Genomic DNA, 25,670 nt, shown 5'->3' on the forward strand with positions numbered 1-25,670 from the left:
TGGCCATGAGCCAATTCGCCATATCGGCGTCTGGCGCGGCGGGCATATTGGACATCTGATGTATCCAGCATGCTCATGCGGCGGTCGAGATGCGCTAGCTGCTCACCAGCACCGGCTCGGCCTCCACACTCCCCTGCCGACTGTGATGCAAGGCGTCAATGATGAAGATCAGCACCGCCACCCAGATGATCCCGAAGCCGAGCCACCGGGCGGGCGGCATCTGCTCGCCGATGATCAGCCAACCGGTCAAGAACTGCAGAATCGGCGCCACGTACTGCAGAATCCCCATCGTGCTCAGCGGAACCCGCACGGACGCCGACGCGAACAGCAGCAAGGGAATCGCCGTGACCGGCCCGGCCAGAGCCACCAGCAGCGCGTAACCATCCAGGTGGACGGTGTTCAGCCCGCCAACGCCGAGCCAGATCAAGTAGCCGAGCGCGAACGGTGTCGCCGCGCTGGTCTCGATGGCTAGCCCCGGCAGCGCTGGCACGCCCGCTCCCACCTGCTTTTTCATCAGGCCGTATAGGGCGAACGACGTCGCCAGCCCCAACGCAACCCACGGCACATTCCCGTAGCCGACGATGAGCACGATCACCGCCACCGTGCTCACACCGAACGCGACCCATTGCGCCCGGCGCATCCTCTCGCCGAGCACGATGACGCCCAGTGCCGCGCTCATCAACGGGTTGATGAAGTAGCCGAGCGATGCATCGATGGCGTGCCCGTTGTTGACGCCCCAGACATACAGCGTCCAGTTCGCCGAAACCAGCAGACCCGCCCCGGCCAGCACGACAACAGCGCGCCGGTTCGCCAGCACGTACTTCACCCCGCGCCAGTGCCGGGTCACGGTGATCGCCAGCACGCAGAACACCAGCGAACAGACGATGCGGTACGCGACGATCTCGAAGGCGCTGGAGCGCGACAGCAGGCGGAAGTAGAGCGGAAACAGCCCCCACAGAAAGTACGAGCCGAAGCCGAACAGCAGCCCTCGCCGGTCTATATCCTGTCGTTTCGCCACGGGAGTGATTCTTTCATGCCGACCCTGCAGGTTGGGCATCGTCCACCCCACTTGTTTTCTGCGCCGGTCCGCTCACGCCATCGGAAACCACAAAGGTGGGGCCGCCCCAACGGGCGACCCCACCTCTGCCGTGTTTCACAGACAATCAGAACCGCGGATCAGGCCTCCAGCGACTCCTTGGCCGCGGCGACGACCGCGTCCGAGGTCAGGCCGAACTCCTTGAACAACACGGTGCCCTTGCCGGACGCGCCGTAGTGCTCGATCGAGACCGAGCGTCCCTTGCAGCCGACGTACTTGGCCCAGCCCTGCGCGATGCCCGCCTCGACGCTCACGCGGGCGGTGACCTCGGGGGGCAACACCTCGTTGCGGTAGGCCTCCGGCTGCGCGTCGAACCACTCCTGGCACGGCATCGACACCACACGGGTCGGCACGCCTTCGGCCTCCAGCGCCGTCTGGGCGTCCAGGGCGACCTCAACCTCCGACCCGGTGCCGATCAGGATGACCTGCGGCGCAGCGCTGGCCTCCTTGAGCACGTACGCGCCCTTGGCCAGACCCTCCGCCGACGCGAACTCGCCGCTGGTGCGATCGACCACCCGAGTGTTCTGGCGGGTCAGGATCAGCCCGGCCGGCTGATCGGTCAGCTTGAGGATCTCGCGCCACGCAATCGCGGTCTCGTTCGCGTCGGACGGACGCACGATCGCCAGCCCGGGAATCGCCCGGTAGGCGGCCAAATGCTCGATCGGCTGATGGGTCGGGCCGTCCTCCCCCACACCGATCGAGTCGTGGGTCCACACGAAGATGCTCGGAACGTGTGAGAGCGCGGCCAGCCGCACCGGCGGACGCATGTAGTCAGCGAAGACGAAGAAGGTGCCGCCGTAGGCCCGGCTCAGGCCGCTCACATTGATGCCGTTGACGATGCCGCCCATGCCATGCTCGCGGACGCCGAAGTGCAGCGTGCGTCCGTACGGGCCGCCCGGCCATTCGTCGGTCGTCCGGTCGGCGGGCAGGAAGCTCGGCTCGCCCTTCATCGTGGTGTTGTTCGAGCCGGCCAGGTCGGCCGACCCGCCCCACAGCTCCGGCACCTGGGAGGCCAGCGCGCTCAGCACATCCGCCGACGCCGCCCTGGTGGCCTTCGAACCGGCCTCGAAGACCGGCAGGGTCAGATCGTCCGGCAGCTTCTTGGCCAGCACCCGATCCAGCAGCTTCACGCCCTCGGGGTTGGCCTGCTGCCACGCCGCGAACTCCTCGTCCCAGGCGGCACGCAGTGCCTTGCCCCGCTCAGCAAGCTGAGTGCGGGTGTAGTCGACGACCGAGTCCTCGATCGCGAACGGCTCATCGGTGAATCCGAGCACCTTCTTGAGGGCGGTAATCTCGGGGGCGCCGAGCGCCGCGCCATGCACCTTCTCCGAGCCCTGCATGTTCGGCAGCGGCCAGCCGATGATGGTCTTCAGATGAATCAGCGTCGGCTTGTTGGTCACCTGCTGAGCCGCGATAAGGGCGTCGTAGAGCGCCTCGATGTCCTCGGCGTACTTCGTGCCGCCGTGGGTCCAGTCGATGGTGTGCACGTCCCAGCCGTAGGCCTCGTAGCGCTTCGACACGTCCTCGCCGAAAGCGATCTTGGTGTCGCCCTCGATCGTGATGCGGTTGTCGTCGTAGATGACGATCAGGTTGCCGAGTTCTTGCGTCCCCGCCAACGAAGCGGCCTCGGCCTGCACGCCCTCTTGCATGCAGCCGTCGCCAAGAATCGAGTAGACGAAGTAGTCGAAAGGAGTCTCGCCCTCAGCACCGGGAGCGTAGATGCCGCGCTGGCGACGGGCCGCCATGGCCATGCCGACAGCGTTGCTGATCCCGGCGCCCAGCGGGCCGGTGGTGGTCTCCACGAACTTGGTGTGCCCGTACTCGGGATGCCCGGGGGTACGCGAGCCGAAGGTGCGCAGCGACTCGATGTCCTCCAGTTCGAGGTCGAGCCCGCCAAGGTACAGCTGCGAGTACTGCAGGATCGAGGCGTGCCCTGCCGAAAGGACGAAACGGTCGCGTCCGATCCACTTGTCGTCGGTCGGATCGGTCTTCATGACCTTCTGGTACAGCAGGTAGGCGACCGGTGCGAGCGAGATCGCAGTACCCGGGTGGCCATTGCCGACCTTCTGCACGGCGTCCGCGGCCAGTACGCGCGCAGTGTCGACCGCCCGGCGGTCTTCGTCGGTCCAGGTGAAATTGCTCACAGTGTGTCCTTTGCAGTCAGATACGCTCAGCGTCTTGCCATAAGCGCGGAGAATCCATGTCACAGCCTAACGCCCGGCGCCCTACAATGGCCGAATGCCGGTTGCCATCCGCAATGCCCGCCCCGCCGATATGGCAGTGGTGAATGCGATCTACAACGCTCAGGGCATCGACACCACAGCCAGCTACGGCTACGAGCCGCTCGGCGAGGCCTACTGGCTCGGCTGGCTCGACGATCAGTATGCCGCCGGGCGGCCCTGCCTGGTGGCCGAAATCGACGGCCAGGTCGTGGGCTTCGCCTACTACGCACCGTTCCGCGGCAAGCAGGGATGGGCGCTCACCGTCGAGAACTCGGTCTATGTGGACGCGCGGATGCAAGGCGGCGGCGTCGGGCGTGCGCTGATGGCTGCGCTGATCCAGCAGGCACGCGCCGATGGCAGGCATGTCATGGTCGCCTGCATCGACGCCGCGAATCAGATCTCCCAGGATTTCCATGCCCGTCTCGGATTCGAGTTGATGGGCGTGCTGCCCGGAGGCGGACGCAAATTCGGCCGCTGGCTGAATGCCGCTTTCTGGATCAAGCAGCTGGATTGATTCCCCGACAATCGCGTTACAACCGGCCGAACGGACCGGGCAATCCCGAAGGCACTGGCTACTATGTGCCCATGACGACGGCCTACCATGCGGACTCCAGCCAGCTCGAAGACAAGGAAATCCTCACCTGGGAGGGCTTCGGTGAAGGCACCAGACAACTCGCCCAGCGGATCACCGACTCGGGCTTCGAGCCGGAGGTCATCATCGCGGTGGCCCGCGGCGGGATGATCCCGGCCGGCGCCCTCACCTACGCTCTGGGCGTCAAACTCACCGATGCCATCAACGTCGAGTTCTACACCGATGTCGCTGAGACCCTGCCGGACCCGATCCTGCTGGCCCCGATGCTCGACACGGACTCGATTCGTGGCCGCAAGCTCCTGTTGGTGGACGACGTCGTCGATTCCGGACGCACCCTCGCGCTCGTGCTGAAACTGCTGCGCGGGTTCGGCGCCGATGTGCGCAGCGCAGTCATCTACTCCAAGCCGACCACCATCGTCCAGCCCGACTTCGTCTGGAAGCACACCGACAACTGGATCGTCTTCCCGTGGTCGGCGCAACCCCCGGTTAACCCAGCCGCCTGACCAACGCTCTGGCCCACCTCGGGCTGCCGCCAGCCCTCAGCGGTCACCCAGCGGCACGTAGTCTCGCTCGCCCTCGCCGATGTAGATCTGGCGCGGACGACCGATCTTGCGCTTGGGGTTGGTCACCAGTTCACGCCATTGGGCGATCCAGCCGGGCAGCCGCCCGATCGCGAACAGCACGGTGAACATCTCCTTTGGGAAACCCATCGCCTCGTAGATGAGCCCCGAATAGAAATCGACATTCGGGTAGAGCTTGCGCTCGGTGAAATAGTCGTCCTCGAGGGCCGCGTGCTCCAGCTCCTGGGCGAGCTTCAGCAGGTCGCGACGTCCGGCTTTGAGGCTCATCACCTTGTCGGCATGCTCCTTGATGATCGCCGCGCGCGGATCGTAGTTCTTGTAGATGCGATGACCGAAGCCCATCAGCTTGATTCCGGCCTTCTTGTCCTTGACCTGCTGCACGTACTCCTTGACCGAGATCCCGGACTCCTTGATCGCCGAGAGCATCTCCACTACAGCCTGATTGGCGCCACCGTGCAGTGGCCCGGACAGCGCGTTCACGCCACCGGCCACCGAGGCATAGATGTTCGCGCCCGATGAACCGATCAGGCGAACCGTCGAGGTGGAGCAGTTCTGCTCGTGATCGGCGTGCAGGATCAACAGCACATCCAAAGCCCGGGTGATCTCGTCGTGGAACTCATAGGGTTCGGTCGGATAGGCGAAGCTCATTCGCAGGAAGTTCTCGATATAGCTGAGCGAATTGTCCGGATACAGCATGGCTTCGCCCCGCGAATTCTTGTAGCCGTAGGCGGCCAGCGTCGGGACCTTCGCGATCAGCCTTTCGGTGGCCTTCTCGATCGCCTCCGGGGTGTAGTCGACCGAGTCGAAGCTGTAGGTGGACAGCATCATCAGGCCGCTGGCCAGCACCGGCATCGGGTGCGAGCGGCGCGGGAACATCTTGAAGAACTCCCGCATCCTTTCGTCCACCATGGTCTTGCGGCGGATCCGGTCTTCCCAGGTGGCCAACTCGGCGGCGGTCGGCAACTCGCCGTAGATCACCAGATAGGCGGTCTCCAAGAAGGTCGACTCCTTGGCCAGCTGCTCGATCGGATACCCGCGGTAGCGCAAGACTCCGGCGTCCCCGTCGATATAGGTGATGGCGGACATCGTCGAAGCGGTGTTCGCCAGCCCATCGTCATAGGTCGTATAGCCTGTTTCCGACAGCAGCTTGCTGATGTCGATACCCGAAGAACCCTCGGTCGGCACCACGACAGGTGCCTCGAAATCGGTTTCCAGGCCGCTGATACGCACGGAATCGCTCACCTGAGACTGTTCCTTCCACTCGCCATTCGACAACGCTGTGTTGGCCCCTCCACCCTATTGCGCGGGCGGTAAACGCGCTCAGCTTTGGCCGGTGTTGGTGTGCGCCGACAGCGGAAGCTGCACCTGCACGCAACGCTTCCGGACGCTGACATCGAGTTCGGTGACGTCTTCCACGACGTCGCCGTCGACCTGAACCGGCAATGGCTGGTGCGGCCGGACGCGCAACCTCGAGACGCTCGAGTAGCGCAACGCGCCCACCGGATGATCATGGCCGGTGAGTCCCTTGACCGCGACCGGCAGCCACTGATCGGGCCGCTTGAGCGGCACCTGGAGCACCTCGAGGATGCCATCGTCGGCCAGCGCTCCCGGATAGACGAGCACTCCCCCAAGCACCGCGGGGGTGTTGCCGGCCAGCACCGTCCAGCACCGGGTCTTCACCGGATCGCAGTCGTCGAGCTGAACGTCCATGCCGATGGCCGGACGCAACGCCTCCACCATCCCGGTGAGCGCGTAGGCGGCCCAACCGGTGCGCTTCTTGGCGATGATCCCGGTCTTCTGCACCGCCAAGGCGTCCCGCCCGATGCCGGCCATGGTCAGGAACGGCTCGGTGTACTCCTCGCCGCTGGTGGTGCGCATGTGCGCCTGCCCCAGATCGAGCGAGGTGTGCGGGCCGCGCAACGCCGTCGCGACCTGCTGTCCGACGCTCAGCTTGGTCAGCCCGAGATTGGACGCGAGCACATTGCCGGTGCCCAGAGCAATGATGCCGAGCCTCACATCGGTTCCGGCCAACGCCTCGGCGACCTCGCGGACGGTTCCGTCACCACCGATCGCGATGACCAGATCGGCGCCATCGGCGACACACTGACGTGCCTGGCCCTCGCCGGGATCCTCGGCGCTGGTCGTGTAGGCGCGCGGGGTCTCGATATTCGAATCGCGGCACTGACGGACGATCTCCGAGATCGCGCTGCTCGCGTGATTGCTGAGCGGATTGACCACGATCCCGACGCGGATGGGCAGTGGGGCGTACTGGGGACTCGTGCGGCCCAGTACCGGAATGTGGTTCATGCTCACTCTTTCATTGTGCCCGACGTCACCGCACAAGACCCGAAGGCCGCGACCAACAGCAGCGGCAGTATCCAAATCGGTGCACGAATCAGTTCCCAGGCCATCACCGCGGCGAAGAGCGGGGCCCGCTGGGTGACCGCAAGAACCCCGCCGGCGGCGATGATCGCAAACGGGACCGGATCGGCCACAATGCCGAGCAAGGACAGCCCCCACGCTGCTGCCACGCCGAGGGCCGCCCCGGTGGAAAGCGCCGGCGTGAGCAGTCCACCGCGCGCACCAGCCGCCAGATACATGGCAGTAGCCGCCGGTTTGGCCACCAGCAGAACCACGAACAGCTCCATCGGAGCGCTGGCGTCGAATGCTGCTTGCAGAATGTCCTTGCCGTTGCCCGGCAGCACCGGCAGCCACATCGATGCCGCACCGGTGAGGGCTCCGGCCACCGCGATGGTCCAAGCCGGCCACAGTGGTGCACCGCGCAATCGGGAGCGCAGCGCGAAGCTCGTCGCGTGAGCACTCAGCAGGTGGAAACCGATGCCGGTCAGTGCACACAGGGGAATCGCGAGCACTGCCCAGCCCGCGGTGACCAGATCGAAGGACGCCGGTGGGAGGAGATAGCTGGGCTCATTGCCGCTGATTGACCATACGACGAGGATCGCCATGAACGACATCGCCAGACAACTCGCCCACGTACGAGATGAGCGCCACTGTCTGGTCAAGGCAACCCCGAAGATGGCGCCGGCCAGGGGCACGTTGTAGACAGCGGCCAGGCCCGCGCCCGCGGCGCCGGCCACGATGATCCGGGCCGCGCTGGCGTCCAACTCCAGTCGGGTGGCAAGCCGTGCTGCCAGCGCCGCAGCCACCAGACGAGGGGCGCCCTCGCGTCCGATCGAGGCGCCGGCTCCCACGACTGCGGTCTGCAACACGCCATCGGCCAGGGGACGCAGCAGTGGGGTCTTCGCCGGCATCGCGGCCTGCAGGTCGTCCACGCTCAGTAGATCGCCGCGCCGCGCCAACGCCCACCAACCGAGCCCGGCGAGCAGACCACCGATGGTCGGGGCCAGTACTCGTCGCACTGCGGATGCCTGTTCGACGTCCAGCATCAGGCTGTCTGCGTCCACGCCGTAGGCGGCGAACTGCACGAGGTCCAGCAGCCAGATCAGCGCGCTGGCGGCGAGGCCTGCGAGCAGCCCCGCGGCGACAACCGCGACGCCAATCCGAAGCCAACCGTGTGCCGTCATGACAATGAGTCTGCCGCGCGAATCAGGGCAAGATCACTCAACGCCGTGGTCAGCTCTTGGGTTGTGCCCAATCCATCTGCGGAACCTCTGCGGCGAAGGCGCGCAACAGGTCGGCGGACGCGTCCATGGCGTTCCGGTGTCCCGAACGCACCTGCGTCTCCAGCTCACGCGCCAGGGTGCGCATGGTATGCGTGCTGTGCAGCGTATCCATCACGGCAGCCTCGGTCTGGCTCCACATCCACTCGACCTGCTGAGCGGCGCGGTAGTTGGCCAGCCCGTACTTGGACTCCAAGTACTCACGATGATCGAGCACTGCCTGCCAGACCTCGGTCAGCCCGACCTTGTGCAGCGCCGAGCATGTCAGCACTGGGACGCGGCGGTCTGCGTCGGTGGCGACGAGCTTCATCGCGATGGACAGCTCGCGGGCAGTGACCCGGGCCTCGCCGGCGTTGTCGCCGTCGGCCTTGTTGACGGCGATCACATGGGCGAGTTCCAAGATGCCCTTCTTGATGCCCTGCAGCTGGTCACCCGAGCGGGCGAGCATCAAGATCAGATAGGTGTCGACCATCCCTTGGACGGCGACTTCGGACTGGCCCACGCCGACGGTCTCGACAATGACGACGTCGTAGCCGGCGGCTTCCACGAGCAACATGCCCTCGCGGGTGGCGCGGGCGACACCACCGAGATGCAGTCCGGTGGGTGAGGGACGAATGAACGCCGAGTCCGACTGGGCGAGCTCCCCCATCCGCGTCCGGTCACCGAGCACCGAGCCGCCCGAAACCGAACTGCTCGGGTCGACGGCCAGCACCGCGACCTTGTGTCCCTCATCGATCAGCTGGACGCCCAGCGCATCGATGAAGGTGGATTTTCCAGCGCCGGGGACACCGGAGAGTCCCAGGCGGATGGCATTGCCCGACAGTGGCGTGAGCTCACGCAGGAGTTCCCGCGCCAGCGCACGATGCGCTGGCTTGCGGGACTCCACGAGGGTGATGGCCCGGGCCAGTGCGGCCCGGTCACCACCCTTGACACCATCGATCAGTGTCGCGACATCGATTGTTCTAGGCATTACCGTCCCGGGCCGTGGCCAACATCGCCTTCAGCAGATCCTTGGCAGCAGCGGGAATGTTGGTGCCCGGCGGGTAAATCGCCACCGCACCATCATCACGCAGCTCCTGGAAGTCCTGTTCGGGGATGACGCCACCGACCACGATCATGATGTCTTGACGACCCTGCTTGTCGAGTTCCTTGCGCAATGCAGGAACCAGAGTCAGGTGACCGGCAGCCAGCGAGGACACGCCCACGACGTGCACGTCCCCATCGATCGCCTGACGAGCAGCCTCCTCAGGCGTCTGGAACAGCGGGCCTACGTCGACGTCGAAGCCGAGATCGGCGAAGGCGGTTGCGATCACCTTCTGGCCTCGGTCGTGACCGTCCTGACCCATCTTGGCGATCAGGATACGCGGACGGCGTCCTTCGACCTCTTCGAACTCTTCGACGAGAGCGTGAGTCTCTTCCATGGCTGGAGTCTTTCCGGATTCCTTCGAGTACACACCGGAGATCGTGCGGATCTGAGCGGTGTAGCGTCCGAAGACGTCTTCCAGGGCGTCCGACATCTCACCCACCGAAGCACCGGCGCGACCTGCGTCGATGCACAGCTTCAGCAGGTTGCGATCGGGATCGGTCGGATCGGGATTCGCGGCCGCCCAGGTGATGGCCTCCAGGGCCTTCTTGCACGCCTCGGTGTCGCGTTCGGCGCGCAGCTTCTCGAGCTTGGCGATCTGCTGCGCCCGCACCTCACGGTTGTCGATCTTCAGCACGTCGAGCGGATCTTCTTGATCCAAGACGTACTTGTTGACACCGATGATCGGCTGACGACCCGAATCGATACGTGCCTGAGTACGCGCGGCGGCTTCCTCGATACGCATCTTCGGGATGCCGGCTTCGATGGCCTTGGTCATGCCACCGGCCTGCTCGACCTCCTGGATCAGCGACCAGCCCTTGCGGGCCAGCTGCTGGGTCAGCGACTCGACATAGGCCGAACCTGCCCACAGATCGACGCTGCGGCAGGTGCCCGACTCCTGCTGCAAGAACAGCTGGGTGTTACGGGCGATGCGGGCCGAGAAGTCGGTCGGCAGTGCGATGGCCTCGTCCAGTGCGTTGGTGTGCAGCGACTGGGTGTGGCCCTGGGTGGCGGCCATGGCCTCCACGCAGGTACGCACCACGTTGTTATAGACATCCTGGGCGGTCAGCGACCAACCGGAGGTCTGCGAGTGGGTGCGCAGGCTCATCGACTTCGGGTTCTGCGGGCCGAACTGGCGGACCAGGCGAGCCCACAGCATACGGGCCGCACGCATCTTCGCCACTTCCATGAAGAAGTTCGTGCCGATCGCCCAGAAGAACGACAGCCGCGGAGCGAACTGGTCGACCTTCAGGCCAACAGACTCGCCGGCGCGGATGTACTCCACACCGTCGGCCAGCGTGTAGGCCATCTCGATGTCGGCGGTCGCACCGGCTTCCTGCATGTGGTAGCCGGAGATCGAAATCGAGTTGAACTTCGGCATGTTTGCGCTGGTGAACGCGAAGATGTCCGAGATGATCCGCATCGACGGCGCCGGCGGGTAGATGTAGGTGTTACGAACCATGAACTCTTTGAGAATGTCGTTCTGGATCGTACCGGCCAGTTGCGCGGGCTTGACGCCCTGCTCCTCGGCGGCCACCACATACAGCGCCAGAATCGGCAGCACCGCGCCGTTCATGGTCATCGACACCGACATCTGGTCGAGCGGAATGCCGTCGAACAGCTGACGCATGTCGAGGATCGAGTCGACGGCCACGCCGGCCATACCGACGTCACCGGCGACCCGCGGGTGATCCGAGTCGTAGCCGCGGTGGGTCGCCAGATCGAATGCGATCGACAGGCCCTTCTGGCCTGCGGCCAGGTTGCGGCGGTAGAAGGCATTGGACTCGGCGGCAGTGGAGAAACCGGCGTACTGACGGATCGTCCACGGACGCGAGGTGTACATGGTCGAATACGGACCACGCAGGAACGGCGGCATACCGGGGAAGGTATGCAGATGATCCATGCTTTCGTACACGTCACTGCCATAGAGATGCTTGACATCGATCTGTTCCGGCGTGGTCCAGTCGATGGGGCCCTCCGCGTTCAGGATCGCGTCGAAGGTAGTCTGAGCGTCCGCAGCTACTGCTGGGGTCCCCAGTTCGACCTGGTCGAAACGAGGCAAGGCGTTCACTTGTTCACCCCCAGAGTGTTCAGGACATCTTTCAAACCGGCGACGACATCCATGCCCAAGGCGATCGTGCCATCGATGAGTCCGGCGGTATCAACGTTTCCGAGTTCCTTGATGTTGCCCGCGAGCAGCACCCTGGCCGCACCGGCGTCCTTCAAGGCCTTCGCGGCCTCAACTCCGATGGACCCGTAGACCTTGGCCGACGAGCACAGGCACGCCACGGGAGTACCGGACGCCTGCCAGGCCTTGACGACCTCGTCGATATCGGCGCTTTCCACATTCGGGGTCGCCAGACCGGCGATGTGGAAGTAGTTGGACGCGAAGCCTTCGCGTCCACCGAAGTCGCGGCGAGTTCCCAGGCAAGCCAGGAAGACCTTCGCGTCGGTGCCGGCGACGGCATCGCGCAACTGCTCGAAGACCTCCGAATTGCGGGTCCAGGTCAGTCCGGCGTAGACCGGGGCTTCCGGACGAGCAGTGCGGTCGGTGACCGGAGCCTCCGTCGGGTTCGGGAACTCCGAAACACCGGTGACCGGGAGCTTACGAGAAGCCACCAGCTTGCTCCGCTTGGCGTTGAGATCGGCGAGCACCTCGGTGACATGACCGGCGGCCAGCGCCGCCACCATGCCACCTGCGGCCTCGACAGCCTGGAACTCCGCCCAGGCAGCTTCGGCGATCTCGTTGGTCAGCGATTCGATGGCCCACGCGCCACCGGCAGGATCGTTCACCCGGCCGATATTGGACTCCTCCGCCAGCACCACCTGGGTGTTGCGGGCGAGGCGACGGCTGAAGTCGTTGGGCAGGCCCCAGACTGTGTCGAACGGCAGCACCGTGACCGCCTCGGCGCCACCGATGGCGGCGGAGAAGGTCGAGATGGTGCCACGCAGGATGTTCACATAGGGATCGTCGCGAGTGATCTCACGCCACGAGGTGACCGCATGCTGACGGGCACCGCGCTTGGCGGGGTCGACACCGAAGACTTCACCGACGCGCGCCCATGCGGTGCGCAGCGCGCGGATCCGAGAGATGGTCGCCAATTCGTCGACGGCAGCGGTGACGCGGAAGTTGATCGCGTCGAAGGCGTCGTCCACGCTGACACCCTGCTCGACCAGAGCCCGCACGTACTCGACGGCGCTGGCCAGCAGCCAGGCGACCTCGTGCACATCGCCCGCTCCAGCGTTGTGGTAGATGGTGCCGTCCACGACGATGGCTCGCGACTTCTTGTACTCGGCCAGCCGGTTCACGTAGCCGGCAAGCTGGGAGAGGTCGGGGGTCGTGCCGTTGAGAGCGGCCACGCCGATCGGGTCGAGGCCCAGGTTCAGCGAGAGCTCCGACTTGTCCTTGTCGGATGCCTCGAAGATGGCCAGCAGCGCGTCGGCTGCCGTCTGCTGATCGGTACGGCTCGACACGTCGATCTTGGCCAGCTCGAGCAGCACATCAGCCAGATCGTCGGCGATGTCGGCAGCCGAAATGGCGTCCGGATCGACACGCAGCCAGATGCTGTTGGCGCCGCGCTCCAGGTCGGTGCGGATGGCCGCGCGAGTGACGGCCGGATCAGGATCCTCATGCAGCGCCCGGACATCCCACGCGTCCATGTCGCCGTTGCGTACGGTTGTCCCACGCGTGAACGGCTCCGACGCGGGGGCTCCCAGCTCACCAATAGCATCATCGATGGTGTAAATAGGCTCAACCACGATGCCGTCAACTGTCTTGAAACGTAGCCGCTCGACCGCCTGTTCGGCGCTCAGCTGCTTGCCCTCAGGACGTCCCTTGTTCAGTACCTTTGCAACTTCGGCAGCCCACTGATCATAGGTGGGTGCGGCGAAGTCACCGGCGAGAACGAGGTTGTCGGGGGTTTCGTCCGCGACATCCGTTGACGCGCCTGCTGGTGGAGTAGGTGTCGTCATCGGTTCACTCCTCCCAGTGTGAAAGGCTTCTCACGAAGCCGGGGTTCAAACCTTCATGCGGCCGTCAGGGCCACATAAAGCTTCTGCGATGGACGAGACCCGCTGGTCAGATCCACGGGACTAAGCAGGCGGAACAGTCCATCGCTCAGACCTGCAACAGCATACCAAGGCGGCTTCTCGCCCGGACGGCGCCCCGTGGCCTGACCAGCGGCCCGCTCAGGCCTGCCCGCCCGCCTGAATCGTGATGTTGTTCAGCTTGGCCTGCGACTTCGTGAGAGCCGCGCAGAACTCGCCACCGAAGCCTTGCGCGCTGGCGATCTCGAGAGCCTCGTGGACCCCGTCGCCCACCACGGTCGGCACGCACAGATCAGCAGCCAGCCGCGAGAAATAGCGGACGTCCTTGCGGGCGTTGTCCAGCTGGAACCTCAAGGTGTCGAAGTTTCCCTTCAGCGATTCGCCCATGATGTTCAGGGTGCCGCCGTTGGCGAAGCCACCGCCGCCGAGCACCTCGATCAGCTTGGCCGGGTCGACGCCCGACTTCACGCAGACCGAGAAGCCCTCGGCCAAGATGGTCAGGGCGGCCTGGAAGGCGGTGTTGTTGGCGAGCTTGATGATGTGGCCGGCGCCTACCCCACCGCAGCGGTAGATGTTGTCGGCGAAACAGGACACGATCGGCTCGACCTCGGCGAAGAGTTCGTCGTCGGCACCGACGAGCACGTTGACGGTGCCCGCCTCTGCCTCGGCTGGCCCACGGGTCAGCGGGATGTCGGCGAACTTGGCGCCCTTGCCGGCAGCCAGTTCAGCCAGCCGGTAGGTGGTCGACGGCTCGGAGGTGGAGGCGTCCAGGATCAGCAGCCCCGGCTTCGGGTCAGTGAGGATCTGGGTGACCACCTGCTCGACGTCGGCGGCGGACGTGACGCAGATCACGATTACGTCGCTGGTATGGCCCAATTCGGCATTGTCGGCCGCGCGGGTCGCGCCCAGTTCATCGAGCCCCTCGGGAGCCCGATTGCGCATGGTGTAGGCCAGCGGGTATCCCTTGAGCAGCAGATTCTTCGCCAGCCCATGGCCCATCAGGCCGGTAGCCCCCACGAATCCGATCTGCTTGGTGCTATCGCTCACGATTGTCCTCTCATCATTGTTCGGTCGCATTCGACACCGCCTATCTTGCCATCTGCGATCGGTGAGAAACTGGGATCGTGCCACGTTCAACCACCTCCACCGCGCTGACCAGCAATGTCACCGATACCGCCTTGATCTTCGAAGGCGGCGGCATGCGAGCCAGCTACACCGCCGCGGTCGTGGTCGCCCTGCTGCAGGCCGAGATCCATCTCGACTGGGTGGCCGGCATCTCAGCCGGGTCGTCCAATACGGCGAACTACCTGGCCAGGGATACTTGGCGTGCCAAGGAGTCCTTCGTCGGCTTCGCGGCGGACCCGCAGTTCGGCGACCTGCGCACCTTCCTGCGGGGGCAGGGCATGTTCAACGCCAACTACATCTACCAGCAGACCGGCCAGCCCGGCGGGGCACTCCCCTACGACTGGGCCACCTTCCAGGCCAACCCTGCCGCGATGAACCTCGGAGTCTTCGAAGCAGACACCGGCAAGGCGTTCTACTGGACGAGGGAGGACACCCCGACACCGGCGGATCTGATGGTGCGCGTGCAGTCGTCGTCCACACTGCCGTTCTTCATGCCCACCGTGCACATCGGCGAACACAGCTACGTGGACGGGGCACTCGGCCCCAGCGGCGGAATCGCGTTGGACGCGGCCAAGGCGGCCGGTTTCCAGAAGTTCCTCGTCGTGCTGACCCGGCCCCGTTCGTATGTGAAGGAACCGATGCGCGTCAGCAGGGTCGTGCGGCAGTACTTCCGGCGCTATCCGGCGGTTGTGGACGCGTTGATGGCTCGGCCCGACAACTACAACCGCACCCGGGCCGAACTGCTGGAACTGGAGCGCAGCGGAGACGCGATGGTCTTCTTCCCCGACGGATACACCGTGAGCAACTCGGAGAGAAATGTCGCCAAGCTGGCGCGCAGCTATGCCGATGGGCAGGCGCAGATCAAGCGCGAACTGCCTGCCTGGAAGGAATGGCTGGGCCTGGCGTAAGCCGCGCTAGCGAGCCCGGCTCACCGACGCCGGCTACTTTCTGCGCGTGAGTGCGGCATCGAACGCCGCATCCAGCTCCGCGTTGAGGGATCGCAGCAGGTCGGCGTCCGGTTTGAGTACCTGCCGGTCGTAGCTGAACAGGCCGTTGGCCTCGATCTCCACGTCGCTCAACTGTGTGTAGACACATGCCCGCAGGCCATGCCTGACCAGCGGTATCAACTGCTCGCGGTAGAGCTTGGCGAGCGCCTTGCCCAGGCTCGCTGAGTCGGCGCAGAAGCGGTAGCCGAACTTCCCGTCGCCTTCCCACTGATGGCCCTCGGTGGCGAGGCTGAAGCCGCCGAACTCCGAGAGGAAGAACGGACGCCGGTCTCTGCGCGGGGGGCGCTGCAGTTTCAGCACGTAACGATGCCGGCTGCGGAAATCGCCGCCGCGCTGGTCGAACCAACCGGACGCAGGATCGATCAGCCGGGTCGGATCCAGTCTGCGGACCCGCCGTTCCAGGCGGGCGGTGTGGTACTGGCCCCAGCCCTCGTTGAAGATGACCCATATGACGATGCTCGGGTGGCCACGCAGCAGCTTGATCATGGCGGCCATATCGGCTTCGAACTCGTAGCGGTTCTGCTGAGAATCCCGGCCGGCGGCGGCCAGCCCGCGACGGGTCTTGTCGCGGGTCTGCCAATCCAACGCCATCACGATGCGCGATCGCGGAATGCCCACCCTCGGGCGTCCGCCGTTCACCACATCTTGAAGAACCAGCATGCCCAGCCGGTCGGCATGATGGTAGAAGCGCCGCGATTCGACCTTGATGTGCTTGCGGACCCCGTTGTAGCCCAGGTCCTTCAGCTGTTGCAGATCGAAGATCAGCGCCTCATCCGATGGTGCGGTCATGCCGGATTCGGGCCAGTAGCCCTGATCGAGCACCGCGTTGACAAACAGCGGCTTGCCGTTGAGCAGGATCGCCGGACGCTCGAATCGCCGGGCGCCCGGAATGCGTCCGATGGCCACGGTCCGGAGCCCCGCCCAGGAGGTGACCCGGTCGGTGCCATTGCTGACCTCGAGTCGGTAGAGGTAGGGGTCGTCGGGCGTCCAAGGTCGGATGTATGGGAGCGCCACTTCGATCGGCTCACCGGACTTTCCGGCCACGGTGATCTCGGACCCGTCCGGGCATTCGACTCGAACAGCGATCCGGCAATGCTGTTCGGTGTCAGCGATGATCGTGAACCCGTTGAGATCGGCGTAGCTGGTGGCGACGACCGAGGTGATGGCATTGGCTGGCAGGGGCTCGGCCCATACCGTCTGCCAGATGCCGCTGGTCGGGGTGTACCAGATGTCTTTCGGCGCCTTCTCGGATTGTTTGCCGTACTGCTGGCGACCGGCCGGACCCGGGTCACGAACCCCGACCACGATCTCCAGCCGCTCCGCCTTGGGGAGTTCGACACTGAAGGGCAGATAGCCACCGCGGTGATCGCCGACGAGTTGGCCGTTCACCCAGACCGCGGCCAGGTAGTCCACCGCCTCGAAGTTCAGCGCGACGCGGCGTGCCCGCCAGGCCGGCGGCAGCTCGACCAATCGGCGATAGAACAGGGTCTCATCCGGCAGGAGCTCACGGGTCACCCCCGAGGCGACGGTCTCAAGGGCGAACGGAACGCGGATCCGTCCGTCGTAGCTGTCGGGTGGGTATTCGTTCACGAGCCTGGCCGACGACGACGGACGGATCGCATAGTCCCAGGTGCCATTGAGACACAGCCATTCGTCGCGCTCGCGTTGGGGACGCGGGTACTGCGCCAATGGGCTGTCGGCGTTCAGCGCTTCATCGGCCCAGGGGGTGCGCAGTTGCGTAGCCACGGGTTTCACGGCGAATCTCCTCCGTCCGGAAAGTGCTGTCTCTCCTGCGAAGACTAGCGGCCCGGACGAACTCAGCCCGGTTCGAGTGTGGTGACCAGACGCCGCACCGGCCGCAACGGCATCGAGTCGAAGATCTCGGGGCTTTGTTGCTGGACTTTGGCGAGGTCGATGAGGATTTCACGTAGATGCTCGCGCAGCACGGTCACGGCCGCGTCGAGATCGTCCGCCTCGATGCCGTCCACGACCCGTTGGTGCTGGTCGATGAGAGCTGGCACGGGATGAATGACCAGGCCGAAGCGACGCGCCCGGTCGAGATGGGCTCTTTCCGAGGCCACGATGGGCCAAGCCGATTCCCGTCCGCTCAGCTTGAGTAGTTCGAGGTGAAAGGCCTGGTCCAGCGTGAAGAACTCCGCAAGATCAGCTCCGGCGGCAGCGACGGCGCGTTGGGCGTCGAGATTGTCGTGCAGGGCCTCGAGGTGGGCCCGGGACGATTCGCTGCGGACGAACCCGGCGAGCGCTGTGCACTCGACCGCCTCACGCACGAACTGCGCAAGCCTCACCCGATCGATGTCCACGTGAGAGACGAAAGTCCCCATCTGCGGAAAGACCTGAACGAGTCCCTCCTCGCGCAGCTTCAGCAGGCTCTCCCGCACCGGCGTGCGTGACACACCGAGTTCTGCGGCGAGGTCCTTCTCCGAGATCGGCGAGCGGGGCGGGTACTGCAACGTGACGATGCGCTCCCGCAGCTCGTCGTAGACGCGCTGTCGGATACTCCCCCGCAGTTCACCCATGGGGTCAGTGTAACGGTTCGGTCTCGATACCGGTTTTCGTCGTGGCTTCAGCTGACGCCGGTTCGACAGTTCTAATATATCAGTGCTAACATCTCTGTATGGGTGAAGCTGGTGACAGCATCCCAACCAGCAAGAAGGCAAGAGCGTCCGAAAGGCCACGGCGACAAAGCCGTTGCGATGGCCGCACACGGTCCTCATTTCTCGGCAGCAGAGAGATAGGGCTCCTGAAGACAACATCGTCCATCAGAAGGAGGACTTCTCCCCTATGAAACAGTCAAAGCTCGCAGCATCCGCAATTGTCGGTTTGATCTCGTTGAGTCTGGCAGCCTGCGGGAGTGGTGGTGAAAGCGGGGGCAAGGCAGAACAGGTCGTTTTCAAGTTGGCTGTCAGCCAGCCTCAGGAACACCCCCAGTATCAGGCCGGCCTCGAATTGGGCAAGAGACTCGAAGAGGCCACCGATGACCGCTACTCCGTGCAGGTCTATGGAAACGAAACGCTGGGCACCAGCGCCGAAGTAATCCAGAATCTGTCGAACGGCACCGTCGACTTCGCCTGGATCGGCGGAGCAAATGTGGAAAGCCTCAACCAGGACTTCGTCGTCTACAACTTGCCGTTCGTATTCGATTCCCGCGAAGCTCAGCTCGCAGTCCTCAATGACGACGAACTCAACACCGAACTGTTCACCTCTTTGGAAGACTCCAAATCGATCACCGTGCTCGGCGGCGCCAACGCCGGCCAACGCAGCATCTACAACGCGATCCGGCCGATCAGGACCCCTGATGACCTCAAAGGTCTCAAGATCCGGGTCCAGCAGTCCGATTCGCAGGTTCGCATGCTGCAGCTCCTCGGCGGGATTCCCTCACCGATGAGCTTCGGCGAGGTCTATTCCGCCTTGCAGACCGGAGTTCTTGACGGTGCCGAAAACAACGAACCGTCGTACAACGCGATGAAGCATGATGAGGTCGCCAAGTACTACTCCTATACGAGGCACCTGATGATCCCGGACTTCCTGTTGATGAGCACACAGACGCTCGACAAGATGGACGAGACGGACCGCGACGCTCTGCTGGCGATCATTCCTGACATCACTCAGAAGGCAAGTGACGACTTCGTTCCCTACGTCAACGAATCGATCGAACGCAGCAAGGCGCTCGGCGCGCAGTTCAACGACGACGTCGATACGGCTGCTTTCAAGGCTCGGGTAGCCCCGATGGTCGAGGAGTACATGGGCGCAAATGACCTTCGGGCCAAGTACTACGAGGCAACCCAGCAAGCCAACCAGGACAACCCTGCATAGTAAGTTGCCCGGCTAATCTGACAAACGACTTCCGGATGGGGGGCCCTTCGATTCGAGAGGGCCTCCCATCCGGAATGCGAGTAGCGAACAAGATGAAGGAGCCCAGGTGAAATTCGGAATGCGCTGGTTCGGCGCGCAAGACGACCCCATCCCCCTCGAGTACATCCGTCAGGTGCCCAACGTCACTCATGTGGTCGGTGCCCTGTTCGATGTCCCGGTGGGCGAGGTCTGGCCGATGGACAAGATCATCGCGCTGCGCGACCAGATCGAGGGCGTCGGTCTGAAGTTCGAGGTGGTCGAGAGCGTCAATATCCACGACGACATCAAGATCGGCGGTCCCAAGCGCGACTGGGCCATTGACAACTACATCGCCACCATCAAGAACCTGTCGGCCGTCGGCATCAAGGTGATCTGCTACAACTTCATGCCGGTCTTCGACTGGGTGCGCACACAGTTGCGCCACCGGCTGCCCGACGGGTCCTACACGATGGCCTACCAGGACGCGCTGGTGCAAGGCACCGCGCAAGAGACCATGGAGCGGATGAACGCCAACAACACCGGCGGTCATAAGCTGCCGGGTTGGGAGCCCGAACGGCTCGTCCATCTGCAGGAGTTGCTCGAGGCCTATGCCCCACTGGGAGCCGAGGGACTCGCGGAGAACTTCAAGTACTTCATCCAGGCGATCATGCCCACCTGCGAGCAGTACGACGTCAAGATGGCGATGCATCCCGATGATCCGCCCAAGGCGCTGTTCGGTCTACCCCGCATCGCGACCGATGCCCAGGACCTGCGCCGCATCGAGTCGTTCTACGACTCCCCTTACAACGGCTTCACGTTGTGCACCGGATCGCTGGGCGAGAATCGTGCCAACGACGTGCCCGCCCTGATCCGCGAGTTCGCCGGGCGCGACAAGGTTCCCTTCGCGCAGATCCGCAACATCAAGTTCACCTCTGATGTCGACTTCCACGAATCCGCTCACCCGTCGGCCTACGGATCGCTCGACATGTACGAGATCATGCTCGCGTTCTACCAGGCCGGATTTGATGGTTATGCGCGCTCCGACCATGGCCGCGACATCTGGGGTGAACGCGGACGCCCGGGCTACGGCCTGTACGACCGGGCGCTCGGAACCAGCTATCTGAGCGGCCTGTGGGAGGCCATCACCAAGGCCAACCGCTGACTGCCCGCTCCCTCGGCGGAACTCAGTTCCAGCGCAGGGTGGCGTCCCAGGGGCGCTGCTTGATGGTCGCCTTCACCGCGTCCGCCGAGCAGCCGAGTGTGGTGAGGAAGATCGCCATCCGGATGAGCACACCATTGTCGGTCTGGCGGAAGATCGACAGGCCGGGCAGATCGTCCACGTCGCTGGACAGATCGAACGAGTCCATCCGGGAGTCTCTCGGCAGCGGGTGCATGATGATGATGTCGCTGGCGTCCGCCTCGGCCAGCAGTCGCTTGTTCAGCAGGTTGCCGGACACGTTCGCCGTGACCAGCACCTCCTCGGTCATCCGCTCGCGCTGAACGCGGGTGGCGTACACCACGTCGGCACCGACCAGCGCCTCGGGCACAGCATCGCAGTCGATCACCCGGTGCCCGCGCTCGCGGGCGTACTTCTCCACCTCGACCGGCAGTTCGAGGCTGGGCGGGCTGAACATCTTGAAGGTGATGTTGTCGGCCAGTGAGAGCAGCTTCATCAGCGAGTGCACCGTGCGGCCGTACTTGAGATCACCGACGATCGCGATCGTGCAGCCGTCCACAGGCTTGCCGCGGCGATGCAGTTCTGACTCGAGGGTGTAGAAGTCGAGCAGTGCCTGGCTCGGGTGCTCGCCGGTGCCATCGCCGGCGTTGACCACCGGCACCACCGACGCCGCCGCGAACTCGGCGACCGAGCCTTCGTCGGGATGGCGCACCACCAGGACATCGGAGTATCCGGAGACCACCCGCGAGGTGTCGGCGATCGATTCGCCCTTGGCCATGGACGAGAAGGTGAAGCCGGTGGTGGTCGTCACCTCGCCACCCAGCCGCAGGAAGGCGGATTCGAAGCTCAGCCGCGTCCGGGTGCTGGGTTCGAAGAACAGGCTGCCGAGGATGGCGCCATCGAGCACCGTGCACACTGCGCGGCGCTCGGCGATCGGACGCACGAGATCGGCTAGGTCGAACAGCTTCTGCAACGAGGTCCGGTCGAACTGCTGAACACTCAGCAGGTGGCGTCCGGCACCGAACGGAGGAAGACTATCGGAGGCAGTCACGAGTTCGCTCCTTCATCGACATATCGATGGCAACCTACCACGCGCCATCGGATCCGACCCACCCTCACCAGTTCCTCAACGCCCCGGAGACCGGCGATGCCGTCGGCCAGGCGGCGGGGCGCTGGGCCGACGGCATCGTCCGGCAGGCAGTTTCACAAGCGTGACGACTGCGTGCTGCGCTGCCAGATCTCACTCGGGATCAACTGGTCGAAGGTCTCCACCACGAAGTCCGGCCACTGCTCGGGGGTAGCATCCGCGACATCCTCGCGGGTGCTGTCGCCAGTGAGGACCAATGCCGAGGCCATGCCGGCAGCCCGGCCCATCGCGATGTCGGTGCCGAGCCGATCGCCGACCATGAGGACGTCCCTGGGGTCGACGTCCAGCCCGGCGATCGCCTCGTCGATCATGATGGCTCCTGGCTTGCCCAGATTGATCGAGCACTGCACGCCGGTGCAGGCCTCGATCGCAGCGGTGATCGCCGCGCAATCCGGTTCGCCGCGTCCGCCCGGGAAGGGGCAGTAGCGGTCCGGATTGGTCTGCACCAGGAATGCCCGCTTGTAGAACCAGAGGGCGTCGAACGCGATCTGGAGTTTGCGGTAGTCGAACGTCCGGTCGTAGGACGCCACCACGATGTCGATCTGTTCGGGATCGTCGCTGAGCCGGATGCCGGCCTTCGTCATGGCTCGGATGAGTGGCTGCTCGGCGATCGGGAACACCACGGCATGAGGATGGTGTGCCAGCAGCCAGCGAACCGTGGTGACCACGGTGTTGGCGATGTCGTCCACAGGGGTGGGCAAGCCGAGCCGGCTGAGTTTCGCGGCGTACAGTTCCGGGTCCTTGGTGGGATTGTTCGACAAGAACCGCACTGGGATGTCCCGTTCGCGCAAAACCCGTAACCCCTCGTGGACGCCGGGCAGGACGTCATCGCCCAGGTAGATGGTGCCATCCATGTCGAACACGTAGGCGCTGTAGAGGCGTTCGGGACGCATCGTTTCTCCTCGCTCGTCGATTGTCGCTGTCTGCTCAGGTGTCGCTGTCTGCTCAGCTGTCACGGTCTGCTCAGCTGTCACGGTCTGCTCAGGTCCACAGGCCACCGGGAGCGAACACCTCGTCGACCAGTTCTGCGAACCATCCGATCTCGCGGCTCACATCGAGCACGGTGTAGCGCGAGCGGTAGTACATGGCGCGCGGAAAGGTGGCCTTCAGATCGGCGAGCGTCAGGCCGATCTGCTCGGGATGAGTCGGGGTGCCCGCCGCAGCCAGCGAGCGCTGCAGAGTAGCTGCCGGCACCAGTTGGGCCTCCAGCCGGGGCCGCAGGGACGGCCAGTCGTCCACCAGCGTCTGGACGCGGACGCGTAGCCCGTCGGCGTCCACGTACTTCTCGCGGGTCTCCCGCACGCCCTTCTCGGCCAGCGCACCGGTGAGCTTCGAGCGGATGTCCGCCTCGAGTTCATCCCAGGTCGGCCAGGCGGCGACGACGGCGTCCACATCGATGGATGCCAGGTCGCGCTGCAAGAACCGCTCGTAGAAGGCAGTCATCGCCAAGGTGCCGATCGCGACCTTGAAACCGTGCGACAGCGGTGGGTCGAGCTCGGCGCCGAGATGATCGAGTTCCCACAGGTGGCTGAAATAGTGCTCGGCGCCGGAAGCCGGCCGCGTGCCCTTGTAGACCTGCATGGCCAAGCCGGACAGCAGCAGGCCCTTGACCAGGCCCTCATAGGCATCGGGGTCTCCGGCAGCCAGGGCCTCGGGCCGCGACAGCGCCTCGGAGACACCGCCCTGCACCAGGTTCCAGGCGAGCGGGTCGATGGGGTCGAGCCCGATCGCGTCCGACAGGATCCAGTCGGCGCCGGCGGGGATCTTGGCGGCGAGATCGCCGTAGCCGGATGCCACCATGGCCTTCGGCGCCGCAGCCGCGACGTCGAGGTCGAAGATCACGACGGCCGGGGCGGGGCACGGCATGGTGATCTTGATGCCGCCCTGACTCATCGGTGCACCGAAACCGGAGTATCCGTCCATGGATGCCGCTGTCCCGACGACCGCGTATGGCTGGCCGAGTTCCCCGGAGGCCAGTTTGACCAGATCGTTGAGCGTCCCGGAGCCGACCGCGACACCCAGTGCGTCCGTCTCGCGCAGGCGTTCGCGGACCTCTTCGGCGTGCTCGTAGGCGGCATACAGCGTCGGGGTGCCGGGGAAGATCAGCGGCTCGGCCTGCAGCAGACCCGCCTGCGCGATGGACTCTGCGACGGCCTTCCCGGCGGCCGTCCAGGTGCGCTCATCGGCCACGATGAGCAGCGGCCGCTCGGCCTGGACGAGTGACTGGGCGAGGATCTCACCGGAGCGCGGCAGGATGCCTCGTCCCACTTCGATGACTCGGGTGTCGCTCGCGTGTGTCAGGCCTTCGGCGATGGATTCCTTCTTCATGGTTTCTCCTTCGATCGATGATCGGGGTGGTGGGGATGGGTCGTTCTGGGCTCATCGAGGTTCGGACAAGGCGTGAATCACGGCCTCCAGCGCCTCCTGCTCGTCGAGGCCATCCGCCCAGACGACAACCTGATCTCCTTGCTCGAGCCCGAGCGCGAGCACGTTCACGACGTGCGCTACGCTCGCGCTGCGATCCGCGGAGCGCAGGAAGATGCTGCTGGAGTAGCGACCGGCGAGTTCGGCTAGGTTGTGGGCCACCAGGGCGTGCACGCCCTCGGGGTGGCCCACGACGACGTCTCGTCGGATCACAACTGCTCGATCACGAACGTGCTGCCCACCTCGAGGCGTGGCACTTCCTCGCCCTCGACATGAATGGCCCCGTGCATATAGGCCGATTTCTGGCCGTCGACGATGACCGTGACGTGACCCAGGTTGTCCAGGTTCTGGCGGGCCACCGAGCCGACGGCGGTGATCGGGTACTGCTCGCCGTCCAGCACCAGCACCTGACCCGCCTGAAGATCCGCGGTAGTGCGGGCCGATGCGTCGACGAGGAAGCAGAACTCACGCAGCGCGTCGGGAGCCTCCTCACCGAAGGTGACGAGCATGCCCTGGGCGATGAAGGAGCTGGCCTCGGGCCCGACCTCGGTAACGGTGGTGCGATAGATCTCGGTCATGATGACTGACTTCCTTTCGTGTCGTGTCTAGGACGAGTAAAGGCCGATACTGGCAAGCCAGGCCACTGCAACACGCGGGACGCCGTTAAGGAATCGTGAGTAGAGCACAGATGGCACGCCCACCTCGACGGTCTCCGGCCGGGCCTCCGCCAGACCCAGTCCGACAGGGATGAAGTCGGCGGCATTTTGGGTATTGATGGCGAACAGCGCCGGGAGCGCGAGGCTCGGCGGGATGTTGCCCTTGCCGATCTCGACGCCGATGAGGGTGCCGATGATCTGGCCGATGACGGCGCCCGGCCCCAGCAGCGGCGACAGGAATGGCAGGGAGGCGATGAAGCCGAGAGCCATCAGTCCCCACCCGGTGCCGGCCAGCGGGGTGAGCAGGCTGGAGAACCAGTTGCCGAAGCCCGAGGCGTTGATGATGCCGATCAGCATCGCGACGAAGCCCATGAAGGGGATGACCGTGCCGAGCATGGTCTGCACGGCGTCGCGGGCGGCCTGGTAGAAGATCGACACGACCCGGCCGGCGCCCAGGCCGATCTTCTCGAGCAGGGACTTCTTCTTCTTCTCGGCAATGGTCTGCGAGATCTTCTTGTCGGTGCTCCAATCACCCTTGACGGTGAAGGCAGGTCCGCCGTCGGAACCGCCGGTGCCCTGGGCATCTTCGGAAGCGGTGGCGCTCGCGGCGCCGATGGAGACCAGGGCCTCCGCCTCATCGGCAAGACGCACCTGCTCGGGACCGACCGCGGAGACGTAGAGCTCCTCGGTGATGAACTGGGCAAGAGGACCGGTCTTGCCGGTGGGCATCACGTTGACCGTGGAGATGCCCTTCTTCGGGTACAGGCCGCAGCGAAGCGTCCCGCCGCAGTCGATGACCGCGACGAAGATCTCGTCGTCGGGTACCGACGTCTTGAATCCGTTGACGGCTTCAGCGCCGGACAGTTCGCAGATCCGGTCGACGACCTCCGGCTTCATGCCGCCGCCGACGATGTAGACGACCTTGTTTCGCTGCTCGGTGGGAGTCAGTGTCAGGGGGCCTCCGAAGCCGCCGCCGCCGCGCTCAATGACAATGGTGTGGTAGTTGGACATGTGGAGCG

At 64.8% G+C, this 25,670-nt stretch carries 23 protein-coding genes; 6 read left to right on the top strand and 17 right to left on the bottom strand.

Annotation, left to right across the window (positions count from 1 at the left end; genetic code table 11):
- Window positions 1-94: 94 nt before the first annotated feature.
- Together rarD and tkt are read right to left on the bottom strand one after the other, a co-directional pair.
- On the bottom strand, window positions 95-1,018 hold the full coding sequence (gene rarD, locus QUE25_RS03330; protein WP_286267553.1) for an EamA family transporter RarD: 924 nt from the start codon (window positions 1,016-1,018) through the stop codon (window positions 95-97).
- Window positions 1,019-1,176: 158 nt separating this feature from the next.
- The gene (gene tkt, locus QUE25_RS03335; RefSeq protein ID WP_286267555.1) at window positions 1,177-3,240 is read right to left on the bottom strand and encodes a transketolase; all 2,064 of its coding nucleotides are present in this window, start codon (window positions 3,238-3,240) and stop codon (window positions 1,177-1,179) included.
- A 94-nt stretch (window positions 3,241-3,334) separates the two neighbouring features.
- On the opposite strand from tkt, the gene QUE25_RS03340 reads away from it, so the two are divergent.
- Entirely contained in the window at window positions 3,335-3,832 is a 498-nt protein-coding gene (locus QUE25_RS03340) for a GNAT family N-acetyltransferase (protein ID WP_286267556.1), read from the top strand.
- A gap of 71 nt (window positions 3,833-3,903) precedes the next feature.
- Window positions 3,904-4,413, top strand: coding sequence for a phosphoribosyltransferase (locus tag QUE25_RS03345; protein WP_286267558.1), 510 nt, complete (start codon window positions 3,904-3,906; stop codon window positions 4,411-4,413).
- 36 nt (window positions 4,414-4,449) lie between these two features.
- On the opposite strand, the gene QUE25_RS03350 is transcribed toward QUE25_RS03345, so the two are convergent.
- From QUE25_RS03350 to QUE25_RS03380, 7 genes are all read right to left on the bottom strand, one after another.
- Window positions 4,450-5,733 carry a citrate synthase gene (locus QUE25_RS03350; protein ID WP_286267560.1) on the bottom strand — a complete coding sequence of 428 codons (1,284 nt, stop codon included), beginning with the start codon at window positions 5,731-5,733 and terminating at the stop codon, window positions 4,450-4,452.
- A 78-nt stretch (window positions 5,734-5,811) separates the two neighbouring features.
- Window positions 5,812-6,798 (bottom strand): diacylglycerol/lipid kinase family protein, encoded by a 987-nt coding sequence (locus QUE25_RS03355; RefSeq protein ID WP_286268485.1) that lies wholly within the window; start codon window positions 6,796-6,798, stop codon window positions 5,812-5,814.
- 2 nt (window positions 6,799-6,800) lie between these two features.
- Window positions 6,801-8,036 carry a chloride channel protein gene (locus QUE25_RS03360; protein WP_286267562.1) on the bottom strand — a complete coding sequence of 412 codons (1,236 nt, stop codon included), beginning with the start codon at window positions 8,034-8,036 and terminating at the stop codon, window positions 6,801-6,803.
- A 49-nt stretch (window positions 8,037-8,085) separates the two neighbouring features.
- Window positions 8,086-9,102, bottom strand: a complete 1,017-nt coding sequence (meaB, locus tag QUE25_RS03365; protein WP_286267564.1) for a methylmalonyl Co-A mutase-associated GTPase MeaB — start codon at window positions 9,100-9,102, stop codon at window positions 8,086-8,088.
- Window positions 9,095-11,287, bottom strand: coding sequence for a methylmalonyl-CoA mutase (scpA, locus tag QUE25_RS03370; protein ID WP_286267566.1), 2,193 nt, complete (start codon window positions 11,285-11,287; stop codon window positions 9,095-9,097). The genes meaB and scpA overlap by 8 nt, the downstream gene beginning before the upstream one ends.
- Complete coding sequence (gene mutA / locus QUE25_RS03375; protein ID WP_286267568.1) at window positions 11,284-13,188, bottom strand: methylmalonyl-CoA mutase small subunit; 1,905 nt, start codon at window positions 13,186-13,188, stop codon at window positions 11,284-11,286. Before mutA ends, scpA begins: the two co-directional genes overlap by 4 nt.
- A 216-nt stretch (window positions 13,189-13,404) precedes the next feature.
- Window positions 13,405-14,310, bottom strand: coding sequence for an NAD(P)-dependent oxidoreductase (locus QUE25_RS03380; protein ID WP_286267570.1), 906 nt, complete (start codon window positions 14,308-14,310; stop codon window positions 13,405-13,407).
- Between the two features lie 104 nt (window positions 14,311-14,414).
- On the opposite strand from QUE25_RS03380, the gene QUE25_RS03385 reads away from it, so the two are divergent.
- Window positions 14,415-15,296 carry a patatin-like phospholipase family protein gene (locus QUE25_RS03385; protein ID WP_425332753.1) on the top strand — a complete coding sequence of 294 codons (882 nt, stop codon included), beginning with the start codon at window positions 14,415-14,417 and terminating at the stop codon, window positions 15,294-15,296.
- Between the two features lie 33 nt (window positions 15,297-15,329).
- Here QUE25_RS03385 and QUE25_RS03390 read toward each other — a convergent pair whose 3' ends face one another.
- Both QUE25_RS03390 and QUE25_RS03395 read right to left on the bottom strand, forming a co-directional pair.
- The gene (locus QUE25_RS03390) at window positions 15,330-17,150 is read right to left on the bottom strand and encodes a glycoside hydrolase family 2 protein (RefSeq protein ID WP_286267574.1); all 1,821 of its coding nucleotides are present in this window, start codon (window positions 17,148-17,150) and stop codon (window positions 15,330-15,332) included.
- A gap of 62 nt (window positions 17,151-17,212) precedes the next feature.
- Entirely contained in the window at window positions 17,213-17,932 is a 720-nt protein-coding gene (locus tag QUE25_RS03395) for a GntR family transcriptional regulator (RefSeq protein ID WP_286267576.1), read from the bottom strand.
- Window positions 17,933-18,197: 265 nt separating this feature from the next.
- On the opposite strand from QUE25_RS03395, the gene QUE25_RS03400 reads away from it, so the two are divergent.
- Both QUE25_RS03400 and QUE25_RS03405 read left to right on the top strand, forming a co-directional pair.
- The gene (locus tag QUE25_RS03400) at window positions 18,198-19,229 is read left to right on the top strand and encodes a TRAP transporter substrate-binding protein (RefSeq protein ID WP_286267578.1); all 1,032 of its coding nucleotides are present in this window, start codon (window positions 18,198-18,200) and stop codon (window positions 19,227-19,229) included.
- A gap of 106 nt (window positions 19,230-19,335) precedes the next feature.
- Window positions 19,336-20,409, top strand: coding sequence for a mannonate dehydratase (locus QUE25_RS03405; protein WP_286267579.1), 1,074 nt, complete (start codon window positions 19,336-19,338; stop codon window positions 20,407-20,409).
- Window positions 20,410-20,431: 22 nt separating this feature from the next.
- Here the strand turns inward: QUE25_RS03405 and pyrB are convergent, their stop codons facing one another.
- Window positions 20,432-21,475 carry an aspartate carbamoyltransferase gene (gene pyrB, locus QUE25_RS03410; protein ID WP_286267581.1) on the bottom strand — a complete coding sequence of 348 codons (1,044 nt, stop codon included), beginning with the start codon at window positions 21,473-21,475 and terminating at the stop codon, window positions 20,432-20,434.
- 26 nt (window positions 21,476-21,501) lie between these two features.
- Here pyrB and QUE25_RS03415 point away from each other — a divergent pair, with 26 nt between their 5' ends.
- Window positions 21,502-21,639: a hypothetical protein gene (locus tag QUE25_RS03415; protein ID WP_286267584.1), complete on the top strand. Its 138-nt coding sequence runs from the start codon at window positions 21,502-21,504 to the stop codon at window positions 21,637-21,639.
- On the opposite strand, the gene QUE25_RS03420 is transcribed toward QUE25_RS03415, so the two are convergent.
- The 5 genes from QUE25_RS03420 to srlE all read right to left on the bottom strand — a co-directional run bounded on the left by QUE25_RS03420 (window position 21,628) and on the right by srlE (window position 25,662).
- Entirely contained in the window at window positions 21,628-22,464 is an 837-nt protein-coding gene (locus QUE25_RS03420) for an HAD-IIA family hydrolase (protein WP_286267586.1), read from the bottom strand. The two genes, QUE25_RS03415 and QUE25_RS03420, sit on opposite strands and share 12 nt — an antisense overlap.
- Window positions 22,465-22,552: 88 nt before the next feature.
- Complete coding sequence (locus QUE25_RS03425; protein WP_286267588.1) at window positions 22,553-23,899, bottom strand: sn-glycerol-1-phosphate dehydrogenase; 1,347 nt, start codon at window positions 23,897-23,899, stop codon at window positions 22,553-22,555.
- 51 nt (window positions 23,900-23,950) lie between these two features.
- Window positions 23,951-24,208 carry an HPr family phosphocarrier protein gene (locus tag QUE25_RS03430; protein WP_286267590.1) on the bottom strand — a complete coding sequence of 86 codons (258 nt, stop codon included), beginning with the start codon at window positions 24,206-24,208 and terminating at the stop codon, window positions 23,951-23,953.
- Window positions 24,205-24,573, bottom strand: coding sequence for a PTS glucitol/sorbitol transporter subunit IIA (locus QUE25_RS03435; RefSeq protein ID WP_286267592.1), 369 nt, complete (start codon window positions 24,571-24,573; stop codon window positions 24,205-24,207). The genes QUE25_RS03430 and QUE25_RS03435 overlap by 4 nt, the downstream gene beginning before the upstream one ends.
- A 27-nt stretch (window positions 24,574-24,600) precedes the next feature.
- The gene (srlE, locus tag QUE25_RS03440; protein WP_286267594.1) at window positions 24,601-25,662 is read right to left on the bottom strand and encodes a PTS glucitol/sorbitol transporter subunit IIB; all 1,062 of its coding nucleotides are present in this window, start codon (window positions 25,660-25,662) and stop codon (window positions 24,601-24,603) included.
- Window positions 25,663-25,670: the final 8 nt, after the last annotated feature.

The organism is Brooklawnia propionicigenes (assembly GCF_030297015.1).
Taxonomy (GTDB): domain Bacteria; phylum Actinomycetota; class Actinomycetes; order Propionibacteriales; family Propionibacteriaceae; genus Brooklawnia; species Brooklawnia propionicigenes.